This window comes from Fictibacillus norfolkensis (assembly GCF_014836645.1).
In the GTDB taxonomy this organism is placed as follows: domain Bacteria; phylum Bacillota; class Bacilli; order Bacillales; family Fictibacillaceae; genus Fictibacillus; species Fictibacillus norfolkensis.
In genome coordinates this window covers 36,936-55,367 of sequence record NZ_JACSQM010000010.1, presented here as the reverse complement: position 1 = coordinate 55,367, position 18,432 = coordinate 36,936, and the positions used below count along the sequence as shown (strand labels likewise).

Genomic DNA, 18,432 nt, shown 5'->3' with positions numbered 1-18,432 from the left:
AAGAATAAGACTAGTTGTATTGAAACGGAGGTTCTTACGATGAGTGATCTGAAGTTAATTGAAACTTATAAAAGCTTTTTACAAAACTATTCAAACGAACAGCTCAGTTATATTCCTGAACAAGGGGTTTGGTCGATAGGTCAAATGTATGACCATTTGATTGTTGTTGCTCATGAGTATTTGGATAGTGTTGACGATTGTGAGAAAGCAGTTGAAGAGCAACATCAGGGAAAAACCGAATTCGGAGAGTATCTATTTAACATTGGTGGGTTCCCTCCTATTAAAATTAAATTGCCGGAAGAACTAGATGCTCCACCTGACAACACCAAAAGTAAAGAAGAGATTGTGCTTGAGCTAGATCAATTAATGAATAGAATGAAAGACTTGGAATTAAAAGTAGAAGAGATAAACCCAAACTGCAAAATGAAGCATGGTGGCTTTGGGTGGCTGAATGCACAAGAGTGGTTATCTCTTATTGGTATGCATTTTCGTCATCACCTACGTCAGAAGTATGAGCTCGATCACACGCTTAACAATATAGGAGTTTTGTCTAGGGATTAGTTCAATTAATTTTTAAACTATGCTTTTTAGTGCGTGCAAAATTATGATTACGGGTACATACCTTCATATACAGAATGCAAGGATAGGAGAGAGTTAGTTTGATAAAAGCTGTACTGTTTGATTTGGACGGAACCCTATTGGATCGCGACACTTCGGTTAAGAAGTTCGTAGAGGACAACATACTCGGCTTTCATCCGTCCTGTCCCATATACCTAAAAAATTGTATGCGAAACGATTTATCGAGCTAGAAGAAAACGGATATGTGTGGAAGGACAAAGTGTACCAAAAGCTAGCCGAGGAGCTGGCGGTTAGAAGAATGCCTCCAGGAGAATTACTCGATGATTATTTAACGCAATTCAAGCACCATTGCACACCGTTTCCAAATCTTATTAGCATGCTGGAGGAGCTGAAGAAAAAAGGATATCGCCTCGGCTTGGTCACGAACGGTTACGGTGTGTTTCAGTATGACACGATACAAGCACTAGAGATAAAAGAGTATTTCGACACCATCCTTGTATCAGAGATGGAAGGATTGAGAAAGCCTGATCCACTAGTTTTCCAGAGAGCGGCAGAAAGATTAAACGTTAAGATGGAAGAGTGCATGTTCGTCTGCGACCACCCAAAAAATGACGTAGAAGCGGCTAGAAACGTAGGAATGGTTGCCGTCTGGAAAACGAGCCCTCACTGGAATGAAGCGAAGGCAGCCGACTATACGATAAGCGATCTGGCAGAGCTTAAGCTAATTTTAGAAACCCATGAAAAGGCAGTGCAACTTTCAAATTGAAGAGTAGAGTATTGTTCTTTTTTGGGAGATAAATATAATACGCAATATGGAGCACTAATCTTTAAAGGATTAATGCTCTTTTTTATTGAATTAAATAACGCAACAGATTGTTTACTGAATAGACATTTGAGAAATGAAGTGATTTCGAAATGAGATATCATCAAAGAGAGTTTTCAGATGAACTATGCAAAGAATCAACTATAACGAAACAGCTTTAACGACGATACTGAATATTTGGTATTAATGTAAACAATCAAGCTATAGAACAAGAGAATGGTGAAATACAATGAGATATTTAATTTTTATCATGTTATCCCTAGTCAGTTGGTGGATGTTCTTTGTTTGGATTTCTGGCAATATGTATTTTGTGGATCAAATGGAATATGGAGCTTTCCTGTATACTTCTGTTTTTGCTTTTAGTCCCTTTCTATCCGCTACCGTGACTTATTTAACTTACAAATTTTTTGTAAGTTCAAAGTTAATCTTACAAGTTCCAACCATGATCTACATACTTACATCCATTTATGGTATTGATCAATTTTATAAATATTGAGCATGAGTTGCTGCTAAATAAATGTCATTGATAATAGGAGTTATGTTTTGAAAACAAAACGACTGTTTTTCGTAATCTTTCTTTTTTTATTTTGCATGACGGGGTGTACAACTCCATTTGAAAGGAATGATCAAACAACAGAAGAGAGCGAAAATGAATTCCCACCAACGGTTTCAGGATTCATTAAAATCGAAGGTTTCAGACATGAGATGAAATCAGGAAATTATAGATGGGAAAGAAAAAAAGGATTAGAAACGGAAGCTGTAACAACGGATGCAGCATCACCTTACCAAATTGGTGAGGGGTTTGATGCTATAGAAGTAAAACCAGGCGCTGATATTGCAATCGAAACAAAAGACAAACCGAAACTATCTGTTTTTCCGTGGAACGAAGATGGTAGCGGTAAAGAAGTCATATTAGACAACAATCGTTTATCCGCCCCATCAAGTAAAGGTCGATACATCTATGAGGTATTAGCTAAATGGTCTAATGGTGAAGTATCCTACACATTTGTAGTGGAAGTTAACTAATTAACGATGGCAGATATGTAACGAGCAGAATTCAAGGTAAATAAGTTCATTAATTTAATAACTTTTAATCTAGGAGGTTACACGTAATATGACAGCTAAATTTAAACCTATGACGTTTGAGATGGAAACCGATCGACTGTCCCTTAGTCTGTGGAAGGAATCAGATGCATCATGGTATAGGGAGCTTGTTGCCGAACGGGGCAAAGGTATGCCAACTCTAGTTACTGCTCGTGAGAATGTCACAACTTTACGCAATCGAGCATTGGAAAGTGGGATCGCGTTACTCACGATTCGTCGTCGAGATGAAGGGGATTATATCGGATACTGCGGATTAATTATTGGTCGTTCTACACTTGAAGAGCCGGAGATTGCTTACGAGTTGTTCCAAAGAGTACACGGTAATGGCTATGCGACTGAGGCGGCAACCGTGGTCTTAGATGCTGCAGTTGCAACCGGTCGTCACAAGCTTTGGTCAACGGTAGGCGCTTGGAATACTGCATCCTTTCGCGTGCTAGAAAAGCTGGGATTTGAACGTCACCATAGTACGTGGAACGAGAGTGGAGAAATTGTTTGGTGCGTACGTGAACTTTAGAAGATTGGACCTATCTTAAAACTTCTTTCAGTGAATGATTGTTAGAAATTCTTTAATAAAGAAAACCCATAAGCGTACGGAGGATTGTAGAAATGCCAGAAATAAACCATAAAACTTATATTAAAGTACCATTAGAAGATGTGTATCGTACCATTTCAACAGCTCAAGGCTGGAATGCTTGGTTTACGGATGACACGTCTTTAGAGATCAATCCAGACGGAACTGGTGAAATTCGAATGAGGTGGCTGAACTTCGGTAGTGAAAATGTAACGATTGAAGATGGCGGAGAAATACTTGAAGCAATTCCAAACCAAAAATTTGTGTTTCAGTGGTCACCAGGAGAACAAAGTTCAACAGTAACCATTAAACTTGAACCTTATAAAGACGGTACATTAGTAGACCTTAATGAATCTGGCTATTCGAATTCAGAAAAAGACTTGAGTGCCTGCATTGGATGTGCTGCAGGTTGGGGGGAAGCTTTAACCCTGTTAAAAGTCTATTTAGAGCATGGAATAGTTTATAAACAGGACTTAATTCTATAAATGCCAGTAGTAGAGAGTTTTCAAGGAGGTTTAAATTAGATACTAACTGGAGGAAATGTCTCAACCGTACATCGTCTAGAAGATACGGTTCGACGGGAACTTAAACCAGAAAGCCCTAAAGTTCACAAGCTATTAAAGCACCTAAAAAACAAAGGATTCAGTTATGCTCCAAAGTTTTTAGGCATTGATGAAAAAGGGAGAGAAATTCTTTCCTTTATTGAAGGTGAAGCGGGTCATTACCCTTTGAAAGAATACATGTGGTGTAACGATGTGTTAAAAGAAATAGCTAAAATGCTTCGGCTCTATCACGATTCTGTAAGTGATTTTTCATTGGATGAAGGTTGGCAGCCTATCGATTACACTCCAAAGCCTTTTGAAGTACTTTGCCATAATGATTTTGCCATTTATAACATTATTTTTGATAATGAACGACCCGTTGGAATCATTGATTTTGATGTAGCGGGTCCGGGTCCAAGACTTTGGAACATTGCCTATACCCTTTACACGTGCGTGCCTTTAAGCAGATTTTATCTAGATGAAACTGGCAAGAACGTTACTTACAATCGTGAGCAACATGCAGACCGGATCAAACAAAGAGTCCAATGTTTTTTTGAAGCGTACGGTGAGAAAGTAGATAGTGGTTATTTGGAAATGGTTTTGCGTCGATTAGAAGGGTTATGTAGAACGATGATAAGAAAAGCGAGTGAAGGTGACAAAGCTTTTCAAATGATGATAGAAGAGGGGCATCTTGATCATTATCGAGACGATATTGGTTTTATTCAGAAATACGGAACAGAGTGGCTCAAAAAAACGAATGAATAAAAGATGCACAAAACAAAGCTGATCATTTTGATACGGCTTTTTTTATTTACATAAATTATCCAACCAACTCAATACTAACAAGAGAGAATGCAATCTAAGGAGTTGGAATCATGCCTGAGCTGCCAGAGATGGAAACGTATCGTGAGTTTTTAAACCACAATATCCGACATAAGCCGATTACGGATGTAGTGATCAACAGAGAGAAGTCCATTAACACAGGGGTTCAAACTTTTATCGACTATGTAAAAGGGTCCAATATCACCTTCGTCAAAAGAAGAGCAAAGCATCTAATCTTTGAATTAAGTTCGGGTAAGTTTCTATTGCTTCACTTGATGCTAGGAGGACTGATGTTTCTCGGAACTTCTAAAAACAGCCCAGATCGAACGAAACAGATCATTCTTTCCTTTGGAGAGCTACAACTTAACTTTATTGGTCTCCGACTAGGGTATCTACATTTACTAAGTAAATCGGAACTAGATGAAAAGCTGAGCGAAATTGGGCCAGAACCATTTGAACTGCAGCGAGAAGAGTTTTTGCAAAGATTAGAGCGGAAAAAAGGGGCACTCAAACCATTGTTAGTTGAGCAATCCTTTATAGCTGGAATCGGAAACTGTTATTCCGATGAGATCTGTTTCGAAGCGAAAATACATCCTTTTCGAAAAGCGAATGAGCTCTCTGATGGGGAAAGAAACAATCTCTTTGATAGCATCAGACCTGTTCTTGCAAGAGCGGTTCAATTTGGCGGATATATGGATTTTCCAATGTATGAAGGTGATAAGAAGACAGGTAGTTATAACGAAAACACGTATGTGTATGAACGTGAAGGAGAGAAGTGCCCGAGATGTGGAGGGACGATTGAGAGAGTGGATCATTCCTCGCATAAGTCGTTTTATTGTCCGAACTGTCAAAAGTAAATAAGACTCTTTATCAATCTAGATGGGCATTTTTTGTTACATCAAAAAAAGCAAGCAAGGCAAATGAGCGGTTTACTCACTCGCAAAAAACTGTAAAACGAAGTGTTCCGTTTTCTAATAGAAAAGGACAGGTTAGAAGTTATGATGGCTTCCTACCTGTCCTTTTTCTTTAGAATTGCTCCTTCGCTTTTGCTTCTTGAATCATTTTATATACATACAGCGCACCATAACCACCTGCTAAACCAAGAGGCAGGATGATGAAAGGGGCAAAGTTCTTCGTGTGCCATCCTAATAAAAAGAATATCCCATAAATGATCACCATCGACATAATGCTAAACGCTAACCGGATAAAATAAGCTTTCAAACTAACCGCTCCTTCAATACTCTATCTTTCACTTGCTTACGTTCAATGTTTTTTAGACGTTCTGTAACGATACACATACCACCCAATCCATCCTCCAGCTACTCCAAAGGGAATGATAATCTTGTTTGAACCATAACCATCATCTAAGTAAAACAGTATTAGAATTCCATACGTGAGGAGTCCAGTTCTCACAGCAAATAACAATCGAATCAAGAAGTTCTTCAGACAGACCCCTCCCCGTCATTTTCTTATCCCATTTTAACACAACACCGTTATGATATTTGTTTCGATCCAAAATAGAAGGAATTTCTTCAATGACAGAGAACCCCCTTTATAGAGAAGGAGTGTTGAAATATGTCGTATTGCCAAGTACAGAAAGCGAACATCTATTATGAAGAATACGGAAGTGGAACACCGATCGTGATGATTCACGGATTCTCACCCGATCACCGGTTGATGAAAGGCTGCATGGAACCCATCTTTCAAGAGAGGGATGGATACAGACGCATCTATATTGACCTGCCAGGAATGGGGCAGACGAAAGGCTATGAAACCATTCAAAACTCCGATGAGATGCTTCAAGCAATTATTCAATTTATCGATACGTTATTACCAGACCAATCATTCTTACTGGCTGGTCAGTCGTACGCTGGTTATATCATAAGAGGCATCATCGCGAAAAAACCAGAGCGAGTAATGGGTGCAGCGCTTATCTGTCCGATGATTTTACCCAATCACAGTGAACGAACATTACCAGAACAAACCAATATAGAAGTGGATCATGAATTCTTAGCCACACTAACAGAAGAAGAAAGAGAAGACTTTAAGGGCATTCATGTGAAGTTAAATGAATACACGTGGAAAAGGTACAGGGAGGAAGTGGTGGTTGGATTGAAGGTCGCAGATCCAGCGTTCTTAGAGAAAATCTCAGGAGCTTATGGGTATACGTTTAAGATCGACCAGGAAGTGTTTGAGAAACCGTGTGTATTTATAACAGGTAGGCAGGACCATGTTACGGGTTATAAGGATGTTTATGACTTACTTGATAAGTATCCGAGGGCTACTTTTTTGGTGTTGGATGTTGCTGGGCATAATTTGCATATAGAACAAGGTGAACTGTTGAAAGTACATATAAATGAGTGGTTAGATCGTTTAAGCTAAGTTTACTATTCAAAAATCCCGTATTGTTCAAATAATAGAATAAATAATCCAAATAAATCAGAAACTCTGGTCAAAAACTAGTGTTTCTTTTTTGTATAAATAAAGGTTTTATATTCGAATATTAGATTTTGTTTTAGGGGGTTATTTAGAAGAAAAACACATTTCCAACGAAAATTTTATTGAAATAATATTAATTAGACATTACTATTAAATCTGGAAATAAATGAAAAAGCAACAAAGGGAGATAGGGAACATGGGGAAGTATTTAGTTTTTATAATGGCTTTTGTGATATTAGTTCTACCTCACCAAGGGTATGCTCACTCAGGTAGAACTGACGGTAGTGGAGGACATAACTGTTCAGCAAAGTCTCAGGCAAAAGGATTATGTACAGGGTATCACTATCATAATGGTGGAGGTTCAAGCGGTGGATCAACTCCAGCACCTACGCCGGCACCAAAACAGGCTCCTGCAACACGCAGTGATAAAGACTGTACAGATTTTGCTAACTATGAGGAAGTTGTAGCTTACTGGAATGCAAAAGGCTATTCAGCTACAAATGATCCGGAGAGATTAGATGGCTTCGGTAATGCTGTAGATGATGGTATTCCGTGTGAAGTTCCAAGTGGATATGATACTGCGAAAATTAACGGCAGTCCAAAACAAATTGAACAGCAAGACACAGCAAAGGGTGAAAAAGCTGGCTATCAAAAAGGATTGAACGATGGAACAAAAGGTGCAGAAGAAAATGATTCTTCTACTGGTTCAGTAGCTTACCAATCTGGTTATGACACTGGTTATGCTAAAGGGTATTCTGAAGGAATGCAAAAGTTTGAATACCAGAAAGTAGCTGTTGAGAAGGAAGGATATGAAGCTGAAAAGAAACAGGGAAAGTTAGTTCTTCCTGCAAAGTATCAGAATAATGCAGCCTTAAAACAAGAATTCGAAAATGGTTTTAACAGAGCATTAAAAGAGAAAGAAGAAGCACAGATTGTTAGTTTTCAAGAAAAAGGTCTTAAAGATGGAACAAAGGATATTAAGAATACGCCTAAGAATGTAAGTCAAACTTTAATAAACGCATACCTATCTGGATACGAGAAAGGTCAGAATGAATTAAAAGAAAAGTATTTAAAAATGGGTTATAATGCCGCCTTTACCATGATTTCCTATAAAAAGCCTGCTCTTAAGAAAGAAAAATATATCAGTTGGTATAAAGAAGGATTCAAATCGAATAATGAAATTGGAAAAATTGCAGAAGAAGCTTATGAGATGGGTAGCAATGAAGAAAAATATGAAGTCCCTCAAAAATACATGAAAGCTGAAACAGTGTATGAGTATCATTACGGATTAGGAAAACAAGCTGCCCAGGAAGATGATGAAGCTAACACAATGATTTTTGGTTTAGGAATAGCTGCTTGGTTAGGAAGACGATTCTATGTGGCTCGTAAAATGGTAGCTTAAGGAGAGAGTAAGATGGGGATTTATCAAAGAATATGTTATAAAACAGAAGATTTATTCGTAAAGCTTTTAACTAAGAATCAAGATAATGTACTAGTAAAAGAAAAGGTTCAAACTTATCGAAGTAGTAAAGAAGCTGTGAAAGAACAAAAGCGTATGAAAAGAAAACATGCAGCTGAAGAACGCCAGCAACAACTTGAAGCTCAAAAAGCAAAAGAAAAACAAGAGGTTGAAAATCTATTAAAGTCAATAGTAATTGACTCTTACCCGACTTACGAATTTAACGAAGTAAGAAATAATAAGGCATTCTTTCAATCTCTTATCCGAAATGTGTTTGAGCCTGACGAAAGAGGGTTAACATTCTTATTTTGTGAGTTTGATAAAAGCAGTAAAAAAGAAATTAAAGGCTACTTAATCGCTACCAACAAACGAGTATGGTTTGTAGATAAGTCATTAAGCTTCCAACAAAAATTTCGATATCAAACTATTAGGGATATTAAATGGTTTAATGATGGAATGTTAGAAAAGGGTTTATACATGCAATATGGTGTTAAGCGACTTGAATTTGATGAGATCTTTGATAAAGAACAGATGATACGTGTTGCGAATAAGATACTTGCAAATATTTAGGAAGCATAAAATATAAACTTAGAAAGGCTAGAGCAGGTATTGTACTACCGGACTCTAGCCTTTTTATTATTAGGTTTATTGTTTGAACATAGTCATAGATATTCAGACAAAGGCCTTAATTAATAATTTCTACATCCTTAAGGAGCTTTTCTCCTTCAATATCCCTTCCTTAACCATATTCACAATCGTTCCTTTATTTTTGAATTTAAAGTACATAATCAGACGATCCAGGTCTTTCTTAGATAATTCTATATCATCAGATACCATCTCATAATGCTCTAAATTATGTATAAGAGACCTCGCGTATTCTTCTTGTTTAGGTGTAAGGGGAACTCTACGTGAGTCAATCGCTTCTTTAATTATTCCTTTATCGTTAATTGTATCCTCAATGAATCTTGAATAATTTCCGGTTCTTAACCATGTAAGATTCTCTGAACTAAGGGTATACCATTCACCTTTTACACGTTTGTTAGTGAAGTGATCATGAAAGGCAGCTTCTGTTTGATGTTGGTTGCCTGACTTTACAAGATAAATCAGCTCGTTTTTGAAAGATAAGTTCACAGTGAACCCATTCATTCGTTTTTCAATTTGTGTGGTTTTTCCAATCTGGAAATTACCAGTTTGTTGATCCTGTACGAAGAATACATAACCTGTCGCCTGACCTCTTGGAAATGGGCTATTTATTATTTTCTGTAACTCAGATTGATTTTGTTGATAGAGATGAAGAGATCCAGTACTAGGTGTTGTAGTTCCACTCTTAAATAAGGATACTAGGTATTTAATCACAATCGTCACTCCGTTTTCACGAGATATGTATAGGTATAGCATAATAAAATTTGGTAAAGTTTACAAACAATAGTTGATTTTTACTAGTTTTTTTAAGAGAATGATAGAAAGATGTCTAATATTGTAAAAAAATTTTGAATAAAAATGAGATAGGTGAATGTCATGGCATACATGGTTCCACTTACAATACGATCTTCTGCCACAGCCGGCGAACGACTATTATTCCATACACTTAAAAACTACTTACCTGATGATTATATCGTGTACTATGAGCCAGAAACCCAAGGACGGCGTCCAGACTTTGTTATTTTAGGACCAGATCTAGGGTTAATAGTGTTAGAAGTGAAGGATTATACAAGGAACACGTTATATCAACTTAATTCAGATGACTGGGTTATTTCAGCTGCGAATGGATCGCAAGCAACTGTGAAGAACCCTTTAAAACAAGCTAGAGAATACGCATTTCATATAAGTAATGTATTGAAAAAAGATAAAAGCCTCATTCAAACAGAAGGGAAGTATCAATTTCAGCTGAAGTTTCCTTTTGGTTATGGTGTTGTTTTCACCCGTCTCTATCAAAAAGATATGGTGAGAGATAACTTATATTCAATACTTGAACCAAGCTTAACGTTAGCAAGAGACGAAATTGATCCAGAAAATGAACACTTCTCAGAAGAGTTATTGATGGAGAAAATCCTTGATATGTTTATCGTGCCTTACCGGCTAAAAGAACCATTATCAAATGAAGAGATCGCAGCCATACGTTATCATTTGTTCCCTGAGGTGCGAATTAGTGCGGAATTTAAACAAGCCGTTCCTTATCAAGATCAGCTGTTGTTGTCTTTAAAAGATATTAAAGTCATGGATCTTCATCAGGAGAATCTTGCAAAACAATTAGGAGATAAGAATCGACTCATTCGAGGAGTAGCGGGTAGTGGCAAGACCTTAATCCTAGCTTCGAGAGCGAAGATGATTGTGAAAGAACATCCTGACTGGAAAGTATTGATTCTGTGCTATAACATTTCACTCGCTCAAAGCATTCGTCAAATGGTTCATGCTAAACTTTCGGAGCCTGAGGATCTTTTTGATTTTGTACAAATGCCTGAAGTAAAGGAAGTGAGTGACAACATTATGATTCGTAACTTCCATCAATGGTTGAAGCAAGATTTGAAGATTAATGAATATCAAATTCCGACTATACTTGAAAAGATCGATCAAAACGAAGCTATTTTACCCAAATATGATGCGGTGTTAATAGATGAAGGACAAGACTTTGAACCGTCATGGCTAGGATTGGTTAGCCGTTTGTTAAATCCGTATACACAGTCTTTGTTAATCGTAGAAGATCGTGCACAAAACATTTATAAAAGAAAAACAAGCTATGTCCAAGACACAGGAATGAGTTTCCAAGGGCGATCTAAAATTTTGAATATCAACTATAGAAATTCAGCTCAAATTGTAAAGTTTGCCTGGGATTTTTACCGAGAACATTCTCAGTTAAATACAAAAGTGATCCAAGGCCAGACTGAAGGCGTTGAAATTATTCATCCACAAGGAACGAAACGTAAGGGACCAGAACCATTTGTGTTGGAAGCTACCAATTTCACTGAAGAAATGGAAAAAGTAGCACGAACCATAAAGAAGCTTCATGAAATTCGTAAAGTACCATATTCCGAAATGTTGATTCTTTATCGAGTTAGAAAGACGAATAAGCTCGCTGTAACCGATACAATTATTCGCACATTTAAAAAGCATAATATCCCTTACTATTGGTTAACCGAACATGAAGGTTCCAAACGGAATTTTGTAAAAGAAGAAGAATCAGTAAAGATCAGTACAATTGAAAGCAGTAAAGGACTAGACTTTCAATCCGTTTTCGTAGTGAACACCGACAGCATGCCTTTCCCTCTAGAAGAAAGTAAAGAAAAAGAAGTGTCGTTGCTTTATATTGCTATGACAAGAGCACAAAACTACCTTTGTATTTCTTACTCAGGAGAATCAGAGTTTACAAGTTATTTTACAACATTTATTGCTGAATCAAAAAGCCTTAAGAAAAGTGAAAAAACAAGTATGATTAGATGAATAATTATCAAACTGACACTTGTTTGGTGGACAAGTGCTTTTCTTTTGGATTACTTTTTCTGGTATGCATTTACTGGTATTATTGAAATAAAACAATAAAAGGGGAAATAACTATGCCTACATACAACAAGCTTGTCCGTGATCGTATTCCAGAAATCATTGAAAGAACTGGTGCTTCCTTTAACACTACTATTCTATCTGAAACTGACTACATAAAAGAGTTAAAGAGAAAATGTTATGAAGAGCTAGATGAGTATGCTGCAGCTGATAATGACAAGGATGCTGTTGAAGAACTGGCTGACCTTCTTGAATTAATGTATGCATTAGCCAAAGTTCATGGAGTAGACTTCTATGAAATTGAAAAAGTAAGGCAGGAAAAAGCAGAAAAACGCGGAGGATTTCAGGAACGTGTCTTTCTAATCGATGCAGAATAAATCCTATTTACATTGTATTTAATTATACTTATAAATATTGCGATATTAAAGTCAAAACAGGGAAGAGATGTTGGCATTGAGCCACAAATTACAAGTAGGTGAAATGACAGTTAAATATCTGACTGACAAGGAAATCTGGGGACACTTCAATTATATCTTTTCTCCAAAATCTAAAAATTCCACAACATATAAATTCGTCTTGATTAAATCAATTTTGGAGAATCTTTATAATGTAAATGAAAAATTAGAATTAACCTATGATCTTTTATTTAACAGCTTTTCTAAAATATATTGGAATCTAGTAATTCACCATAACCTTAACCAAATTAATATGACTGGAAAAAAAGCTGAGGTACAAAAATTACTTATAGAGATTAAAGAAAAGTATAATGTACCAAATACATTTGTTTTTTATAAACTAGCTGAAGAGCTACAACTTGAAATCATTACAAAAGTAAAAAAGAAGGCAAAGTTGAATGTTATGGGTGCTATATACGGTGATACTAATAGTACAATCTATGATTTTGATAATAAGAAAGAATCTATTAAAATAAATCCTAGCTATTACTCGTTTATGCAACGGTTTCAGAAAGTGCTAACATATTTAACGAACTATCACCTTGTATTATTTTTAGAAAAGTTCAACCAAAAAGGTGATATTACTAATCTTCTTATGAAAGTTGAAAATGTATCTAAAAGATCTTCACTGAATGAATTTTACTTCCTTTTATCATCTTTTTATAATGACAAGTGTTTTTATTGTGGTAAAGAAATTAAGAAAAAAGGGTCTATCCATGTTGATCATTTTATTCCTTGGAGTTTTGTTCAAACTGATCAATTATGGAACTTGGTCATTTCCTGTAGTCCTTGTAATTTATCTAAAAATGATAAGTTAGCAGTAGATACATTTCTACACTTTCTCATAGATAGAAATGTGGAATTAAAAAATAATCCATCCTTAAATCAAAGACCAGACATGAAGGTTTATAATGAAAAAAAATTAATAGAGATTTATCAGTACTCTAAAGAAAATGGGTTTACTGATATTTGGACTCCTCAAAAGAATATTCAATTATAAAAGGTAAGGTTAAAAGAATAATTATCCTTAAGCTTAGGCTGTCGAGAGTTTCTCAACAGCCTGACCATCCGTTCTCACGAGTGGTATTTATTAAGGGGAACTAGGCAATTCCTACCTTCATCAACATACCATCCAACTGCCGTTCCATACTATGTTCTAGCCACTTAGCTGCTTCTACCAAACTCTTTAGGTCTGCCCCTGTCTCCACATTCATCCCTCTAAACATGTTAATCATATCCTCAGTACATACATTACCTACAGCTTTAGGTGCGAACGGACAACCCCCTAATCCACCGATTGATGAATCAAAGCGGGTGACACCAGCTTGATAGCCGGCAAGAATGTTGGCTAATCCCAGTCCTCGCGTGTTATGGAAGTGAAGTCCGAGTGTTAGTTCTTTACCGAATTCTTGCTGAAAGGCTGAAACGACGTTTTGAACTTGCAGGGGATTAGCCATTCCAGTCGTGTCTGCAAGTGTGATCTCGGTACACCCAGCTTTTAAGAATGATTCCGCAACATTTAAAACTTTAGAGAGCGGAACTTCACCTTCAAACGGACATCCGAATGCGGTTCCGAGCACACCAGCCACTCCTTTTGAAGTTGCACCTTCCTCGATGACCTTCGTCAGTTCCTCAACTGCCTGGTCCACCGTTCGTTTAGCATTTCGTAGATTAAAAGAGTCACTTGTTGTTGTGACGACATGAAGGAAGTCTACGTCTGTATGTAGCGCACGTTCAAGACCTGATCGGCTTAGGACAAGTCCTGCATAACGAACATCATCACGTTTCGGAACGAGACGCATTACTTCTTCGGCATCTGCCATCTGAGGGACGACTTTTTTGTTCACGAATGATACAGCTTCAATGATTCTGATGCCAGAGTCTATGAGCTTCTTGATGAGTTCAACCTTTGTTTCCGTAGAGACGAGCTTTGGTTCGTTCTGAAGACCGTCGCGTGGTCCTACTTCACAGATTTCAATCATGAGTATCCTCCTTCAATACATGGATTTTTTTTATTTCCTCCAGATGAGCAAGGACTTGATCACGACCTTGATAGATGTGCTCAGTCATCGCAACCCGTGCGCGTTCTGAATCCTGATTTTGAATCGATGAAAGAATCGTTTTATGAACCTCTAAAGAACGCTTCAGTTCAAATGATTCATACCAATAGAACGAACGGAACACCAGAGGTACTACGACTACTTTTGATAGATGAAAGTAGATGTGGGGGTTGTTGCATGCTGAAATGATAGCTTCATGAAACTGCTGGTTAAAGTTCACGATCTCTTTAATAGAATCTAGGTCTGCTTCCTTATAGCGCTCAATCGCTTCTTCGTATCGTGAATTTGCTTCTTTCATGTTTTCGATATCTTCCTCTGTACGGTGAAGAGCAGCCTGGCTTGCCGCGTATCCTTCTAAGAGTGTACGAAGGTCATAGATTTGCTGAATGTCTTCGCGTGTAAAGTTACGTACACTCACGCCGCGCTTTAAAGGAATCACAAGACCTTCTGATTCCAGCTGCTTAATCGCTTCTCTGATCGGAGTTCTGCTCAAGCTTAGCTCTTTCGCGAGAGACTCCTCTCCAAGCCTCATCCCAGGCTCGTATTTTCCGTGTATGATAGCTTCTTTTATATATTTATAGGCATCCATATATAACCACTCCTTAATCGTATTGTATACAAACATAAAATGAGTTGCAATAATTTTCTGAAAACTAATATTTTGAGTTCAGTAAAATCAAGGGTTTGTAGAAGTTTTTAAAATAAAATCAAAATTACCCATTGACTGTTTGTATACAAAGCGTTAATTTGATATAAATATTAAGAAAATTATGATTATTATAAAAATAATGCAATGGAGGGATAACATGTCCGATCAACTTCCTTTAGAAAACATTCGTGTAATCGAGCTTGGAACACTTTTGGCCGGACCTTTTTCGGGAAGACTTCTCGCGGACTTTGGTGCTGAAGTTATTAAGGTGGAACCCCCTGGAAAATCAGATCCGATGAGAAACTGGGGACAGTCCAAGGACGGCGTCGGACTATGGTGGCCGATTCAGTCACGTAACAAAAAGTCCGTCACGCTAAACTTAAGGGTCGAAGAGGGTCAGTCCATCCTAAAAGAGATGGTCAAAGACGCTGACGTAATCATCGAGAATTTCAGACCGGGAACGATGGAGAAGTGGAACATCTCCTATGAAGTGTTATCTGAAATCAATCCGAAGCTCATTATGGTCCGGACATCCGGATACGGACAGACTGGACCTTACAAACATCGCGCTGGTTTCGGAAGTGTCGGAGAAGCGATGGGTGGACTGCGTAATGTCACTGGTTTCCCAGATCGGCCGCCGTCACGAATCGGAGTATCCATTGGGGACACGCTCGCTGCACTCTTTTCAACGATCGGCTGTTTAGTCGCTATCCACGAAAGAGAGCGTTCAGGAGTGGGGCAGGTGGTAGACACAGCTCTTTATGAATCGGTTTTCTCAGTTATGGAAAGTCTGATTCCAGATTATCTGTTTGCCGGCTATATCCGCGAACGCATGGGCAACATTCTCCCAGGTGTCGCACCTTCAAACATTTATTTTACGAAAGATAAGACGTACATCGTAATTGGGGCGAATGCAGACGGTGTGTTCCGCCGGTTATGTGAAGCCATGGGAGAGCCGTATCTTGCCGATGATCCGCGTTTTGCGACCCATCATGCACGAGGCGAGAACATGAAGGTGCTCGACATGCTGATTGAAGATTGGACGAAATCGATGGACGCCCAAGATGCGTTAGATATTTTAGATGAAAAAGGCGTTCCATCCGGGTTGATCTATACAGCAAAAGAGATCTTAGAAGATCCTCATTATAAAGAACGCGAGATGATCTTGAACATCGAACATCCAGAACTCGGTGACTTCTCGATGCCAGGTATCGTACCGAAACTAAGCCGTACTCCAGGAAAAGTAAAGCATGTCGGTCCTGAAGTGATGGGTAAGCATAATGAAGAAGTATATCGAGATTGGCTCGGATACAGCGAGAACGAAATTCAAAGGTTGAAAGAAACGAACGTCATCTAAAAAAGGAAGGAGGAAAACATAATGGGGAAAACACTATACGATAAAATTTACGACAAACATGTGGTTTATTCAGGAGAAGATCAGCCTTCAATTTTGTACATTGATCTGCATCTTATCCACGAAGTAACATCACCGCAAGCGTTCGAAGGGCTCAGGCTGAACAATAGACATGTCCGGAGACCAGACTTAACCGTAGCAACGATGGACCATAGCATTCCGACAACAGATCGTTCGATACCGTTTCGGGATGACGTGGCGAAAAAGCAAGTAAGAACGTTAGAAGAGAACTGCCATGACTTTGGTATCCGATTGTTTGATCTCACTAGTGAGCATCAAGGAATCGTCCATGTGATAGCGCCTGAACTAGGGATCACACAGCCCGGTCAGACGATTGTATGTGGAGACAGTCATACATCCACACATGGTGCTTTCGGTGCACTTGCTTTTGGAATCGGAACGAGTGAAGTGGAACACGTTCTCGCTACACAGACGCTGAAACAAGATAAGGCAAAGACACTGGCGATCAATATCGAAGGAGAACTTCCAAAAGGAACGTCCGCAAAAGATCTGATTTTGTCTCTGATCGGAAAGCTTGGTCACGATTTTGCGACAGGGTATGTGATTGAATACCGAGGAGAAGTCATTCGTCACTTAACGATGGAAGAAAGAATGACTGTATGCAACATGTCAATCGAGATGGGTGCACGAGCGGGTCTAATCCAGCCGGACGACGTCACGTTTAACTATATAAAGAATAAGAAGTACGCACCAAAAGACGAGCTTTGGGATGACGCACTTATAGAATGGAGGTCATTGTACACAGATGATGATGCCGTTTTTGATAAGACGGTGGACTTTGATGTGAGTGTTGTCGTGCCTCAAGTCACGTGGGGAACGAATCCGGGTCAAGTAGCAGGGATTACAGATGTGGTTCCGTCAATAGATAGCCTTCCTTTCGACCAAAGAAAAGCAGGAGAAAAATCTCTACAATACATGGGGGTATCATCTAATACGCCTTTTGAAGAAGTTAAACTTGATAAGGTGTTCATCGGTTCATGCACGAACAGCCGTATCGAAGACCTCCGAAAAGCGGCTAAAATCGTAAGCGGTTACAAAGTAGCTGATTCTGTTACAGCACTTGTTGTGCCAGGATCGCAAAGGGTGAAACGGCAAGCGGAGGAAGAAGGCATAGATCAAATTTTTATAAAGGCTGGCTTTGATTGGCGTGAATCAGGCTGCAGCATGTGTCTCGGGATGAATGAAGATATTGTATTGGAAGGTGAACGTTGCGCATCTACGTCAAACCGAAATTTTGAAGGCAGGCAAGGAAAGGGAGCACGCACACATCTTGTTAGTCCTGAGATGGCTGCAGCGGCTGCGATTACAGGGCATTTTGTGGACGTTCGAAATTGGGTCACAAGAGAACGTGAGGAGGTGCGCTCATGGTGAAGCCATTTACATCATTAACAGGTACCGTTGCACCCCTTGATGTGGATAACGTCGATACGGATGCAATCATTCCAAAACAGTTTCTGAAACGAACAGAGCGAACAGGCTATGGCCAGTTTCTGTTCTATGATTGGCGGTTTGAGGACGGAGAGGAAAGACAGGATTTTGTCTTAAATGAACCACGTTATAAGGGTTCGTCCATTCTGCTTGGGAGGAAGAACTTCGGCTGTGGTTCGTCTCGTGAACACGCACCTTGGACATTAGCCGATTATGGATTTCAAGTAATCATCGCGCCATCATTTGCGGACATTTTTTATAACAACTGCTTTAAAAACGGAATGTTGCCGATCGTTCTTTCTGAAGACCAAATCAACCAACTGTTTCAGCTCGTAACAACGAAATCAGGTTATGAAGTCACCGTCGATCTAGAGAATCAGACAGTTACTGATTCCCATGAATTTCAAGCGCATTTCGAAGTGACTCCTTATCGGAAAAGGTTATTGCTAAAAGGGCTCGATGAAATTGGTTCTACGCTCGAACATCAAAGCAAGATTGATAGCTTTGAAGATCGTCACCGCATCTATTACAAATTAGAACACGGTTCAATCTGACACACTAAGCTTTGCAT

The 18,432-nt window shown here is 38.6% G+C and carries 20 protein-coding genes; 16 read left to right on the top strand and 4 right to left on the bottom strand.

Annotated elements, in window-relative coordinates; genetic code table 11:
- The first annotated feature begins 39 nt into the window (after positions 1–39).
- The 7 genes from H9648_RS17730 (at position 40) to H9648_RS17700 (ending at position 5,298) form a co-directional block, all read left to right on the top strand.
- On the top strand, positions 40–561 hold the full coding sequence (locus H9648_RS17730; RefSeq protein WP_191755129.1) for a DinB family protein: 522 nt from the start codon (positions 40–42) through the stop codon (positions 559–561).
- Between the two features lie 277 nt (positions 562–838).
- Positions 839–1,345 (top strand): HAD family hydrolase, encoded by a 507-nt coding sequence (locus tag H9648_RS17725; protein WP_404825769.1) that lies wholly within the window; start codon positions 839–841, stop codon positions 1,343–1,345.
- Between the two features lie 600 nt (positions 1,346–1,945).
- The gene (locus tag H9648_RS17720; RefSeq protein WP_191755128.1) at positions 1,946–2,428 is read left to right on the top strand and encodes a hypothetical protein; all 483 of its coding nucleotides are present in this window, start codon (positions 1,946–1,948) and stop codon (positions 2,426–2,428) included.
- Between the two features lie 88 nt (positions 2,429–2,516).
- Positions 2,517–3,020 carry a GNAT family N-acetyltransferase gene (locus H9648_RS17715; RefSeq protein WP_191755127.1) on the top strand — a complete coding sequence of 168 codons (504 nt, stop codon included), beginning with the start codon at positions 2,517–2,519 and terminating at the stop codon, positions 3,018–3,020.
- 92 nt (positions 3,021–3,112) lie between these two features.
- Positions 3,113–3,562 (top strand): SRPBCC family protein, encoded by a 450-nt coding sequence (locus H9648_RS17710; RefSeq protein WP_191755126.1) that lies wholly within the window; start codon positions 3,113–3,115, stop codon positions 3,560–3,562.
- Between the two features lie 39 nt (positions 3,563–3,601).
- A complete protein-coding gene (locus tag H9648_RS17705) occupies positions 3,602–4,384 on the top strand; it encodes a phosphotransferase (protein WP_191755160.1) in 783 nt (260 codons plus the stop codon).
- Positions 4,385–4,494: 110 nt separating this feature from the next.
- Positions 4,495–5,298: an Fpg/Nei family DNA glycosylase gene (locus H9648_RS17700; RefSeq protein WP_191755125.1), complete on the top strand. Its 804-nt coding sequence runs from the start codon at positions 4,495–4,497 to the stop codon at positions 5,296–5,298.
- 169 nt (positions 5,299–5,467) lie between these two features.
- Here H9648_RS17700 and H9648_RS17695 read toward each other — a convergent pair whose 3' ends face one another.
- Positions 5,468–5,662, bottom strand: a complete 195-nt coding sequence (locus tag H9648_RS17695) for a hypothetical protein (RefSeq protein ID WP_191755124.1) — start codon at positions 5,660–5,662, stop codon at positions 5,468–5,470.
- Between the two features lie 354 nt (positions 5,663–6,016).
- Between H9648_RS17695 and H9648_RS17690 the strand changes: the two genes are divergently transcribed.
- The 3 genes from H9648_RS17690 to H9648_RS17680 all read left to right on the top strand — a co-directional run bounded on the left by H9648_RS17690 (position 6,017) and on the right by H9648_RS17680 (position 8,909).
- Positions 6,017–6,823 carry an alpha/beta fold hydrolase gene (locus tag H9648_RS17690; RefSeq protein ID WP_191755123.1) on the top strand — a complete coding sequence of 269 codons (807 nt, stop codon included), beginning with the start codon at positions 6,017–6,019 and terminating at the stop codon, positions 6,821–6,823.
- A gap of 253 nt (positions 6,824–7,076) precedes the next feature.
- Positions 7,077–8,282 (top strand): hypothetical protein, encoded by a 1,206-nt coding sequence (locus tag H9648_RS17685; protein ID WP_191755122.1) that lies wholly within the window; start codon positions 7,077–7,079, stop codon positions 8,280–8,282.
- Positions 8,283–8,294: 12 nt separating this feature from the next.
- A complete protein-coding gene (locus H9648_RS17680) occupies positions 8,295–8,909 on the top strand; it encodes a hypothetical protein (RefSeq protein ID WP_191755121.1) in 615 nt (204 codons plus the stop codon).
- Positions 8,910–9,038: 129 nt separating this feature from the next.
- Here H9648_RS17680 and H9648_RS17675 read toward each other — a convergent pair whose 3' ends face one another.
- Positions 9,039–9,695, bottom strand: coding sequence for a GIY-YIG nuclease family protein (locus tag H9648_RS17675; protein ID WP_191755120.1), 657 nt, complete (start codon positions 9,693–9,695; stop codon positions 9,039–9,041).
- A 162-nt stretch (positions 9,696–9,857) separates the two neighbouring features.
- On the opposite strand from H9648_RS17675, the gene H9648_RS17670 reads away from it, so the two are divergent.
- From H9648_RS17670 to H9648_RS17660, 3 genes are all read left to right on the top strand, one after another.
- Positions 9,858–11,777: a 3'-5' exonuclease gene (locus H9648_RS17670; RefSeq protein ID WP_191755119.1), complete on the top strand. Its 1,920-nt coding sequence runs from the start codon at positions 9,858–9,860 to the stop codon at positions 11,775–11,777.
- A gap of 113 nt (positions 11,778–11,890) precedes the next feature.
- Positions 11,891–12,211 (top strand): nucleoside triphosphate pyrophosphohydrolase, encoded by a 321-nt coding sequence (locus H9648_RS17665; RefSeq protein ID WP_191755118.1) that lies wholly within the window; start codon positions 11,891–11,893, stop codon positions 12,209–12,211.
- Between the two features lie 76 nt (positions 12,212–12,287).
- Positions 12,288–13,289, top strand: a complete 1,002-nt coding sequence (locus tag H9648_RS17660) for an HNH endonuclease (RefSeq protein ID WP_191755117.1) — start codon at positions 12,288–12,290, stop codon at positions 13,287–13,289.
- Between the two features lie 100 nt (positions 13,290–13,389).
- On the opposite strand, the gene H9648_RS17655 is transcribed toward H9648_RS17660, so the two are convergent.
- Positions 13,390–14,271: a hydroxymethylglutaryl-CoA lyase gene (locus tag H9648_RS17655; RefSeq protein WP_191755116.1), complete on the bottom strand. Its 882-nt coding sequence runs from the start codon at positions 14,269–14,271 to the stop codon at positions 13,390–13,392.
- Entirely contained in the window at positions 14,264–14,938 is a 675-nt protein-coding gene (locus H9648_RS17650) for a GntR family transcriptional regulator (protein WP_191755115.1), read from the bottom strand. Before H9648_RS17650 ends, H9648_RS17655 begins: the two co-directional genes overlap by 8 nt.
- Positions 14,939–15,155: 217 nt before the next feature.
- Here H9648_RS17650 and H9648_RS17645 point away from each other — a divergent pair, with 217 nt between their 5' ends.
- From H9648_RS17645 to leuD, 3 genes are read left to right on the top strand one after another with little or no spacing between them, the layout of a single operon-like run.
- Positions 15,156–16,355 carry a CaiB/BaiF CoA transferase family protein gene (locus H9648_RS17645; protein ID WP_191755114.1) on the top strand — a complete coding sequence of 400 codons (1,200 nt, stop codon included), beginning with the start codon at positions 15,156–15,158 and terminating at the stop codon, positions 16,353–16,355.
- 21 nt (positions 16,356–16,376) lie between these two features.
- A complete protein-coding gene (gene leuC, locus H9648_RS17640; protein ID WP_191755113.1) occupies positions 16,377–17,804 on the top strand; it encodes a 3-isopropylmalate dehydratase large subunit in 1,428 nt (475 codons plus the stop codon).
- Positions 17,801–18,415, top strand: coding sequence for a 3-isopropylmalate dehydratase small subunit (gene leuD, locus H9648_RS17635; RefSeq protein ID WP_191755159.1), 615 nt, complete (start codon positions 17,801–17,803; stop codon positions 18,413–18,415). The genes leuC and leuD overlap by 4 nt, the downstream gene beginning before the upstream one ends.
- The last annotated feature ends 17 nt before the right edge of the window (positions 18,416–18,432 follow it).

What these genes read in the sequence shown, in the direction of transcription:
- H9648_RS17730 (WP_191755129.1), top strand. Translation starts at nt 40, where the DNA reads ATGAGTGATCTGAAGTTAATTGAAACTTATAAAAGCTTTTTACAAAAC.
- H9648_RS17655 (WP_191755116.1), bottom strand. Translation starts at nt 14,271, where the DNA reads ATGATTGAAATCTGTGAAGTAGGACCACGCGACGGTCTTCAGAACGAA.
- H9648_RS17650 (WP_191755115.1), bottom strand. Translation starts at nt 14,938, where the DNA reads ATGGATGCCTATAAATATATAAAAGAAGCTATCATACACGGAAAATAC.
- H9648_RS17645 (WP_191755114.1), top strand. Translation starts at nt 15,156, where the DNA reads ATGTCCGATCAACTTCCTTTAGAAAACATTCGTGTAATCGAGCTTGGA.
- H9648_RS17665 (WP_191755118.1), top strand. Translation starts at nt 11,891, where the DNA reads ATGCCTACATACAACAAGCTTGTCCGTGATCGTATTCCAGAAATCATT.
- H9648_RS17690 (WP_191755123.1), top strand. Translation starts at nt 6,017, where the DNA reads ATGTCGTATTGCCAAGTACAGAAAGCGAACATCTATTATGAAGAATAC.
- H9648_RS17670 (WP_191755119.1), top strand. Translation starts at nt 9,858, where the DNA reads ATGGCATACATGGTTCCACTTACAATACGATCTTCTGCCACAGCCGGC.
- leuC (WP_191755113.1), top strand. Translation starts at nt 16,377, where the DNA reads ATGGGGAAAACACTATACGATAAAATTTACGACAAACATGTGGTTTAT.
- H9648_RS17685 (WP_191755122.1), top strand. Translation starts at nt 7,077, where the DNA reads ATGGGGAAGTATTTAGTTTTTATAATGGCTTTTGTGATATTAGTTCTA.
- H9648_RS17680 (WP_191755121.1), top strand. Translation starts at nt 8,295, where the DNA reads ATGGGGATTTATCAAAGAATATGTTATAAAACAGAAGATTTATTCGTA.
- H9648_RS17700 (WP_191755125.1), top strand. Translation starts at nt 4,495, where the DNA reads ATGCCTGAGCTGCCAGAGATGGAAACGTATCGTGAGTTTTTAAACCAC.
- H9648_RS17710 (WP_191755126.1), top strand. Translation starts at nt 3,113, where the DNA reads ATGCCAGAAATAAACCATAAAACTTATATTAAAGTACCATTAGAAGAT.
- H9648_RS17715 (WP_191755127.1), top strand. Translation starts at nt 2,517, where the DNA reads ATGACAGCTAAATTTAAACCTATGACGTTTGAGATGGAAACCGATCGA.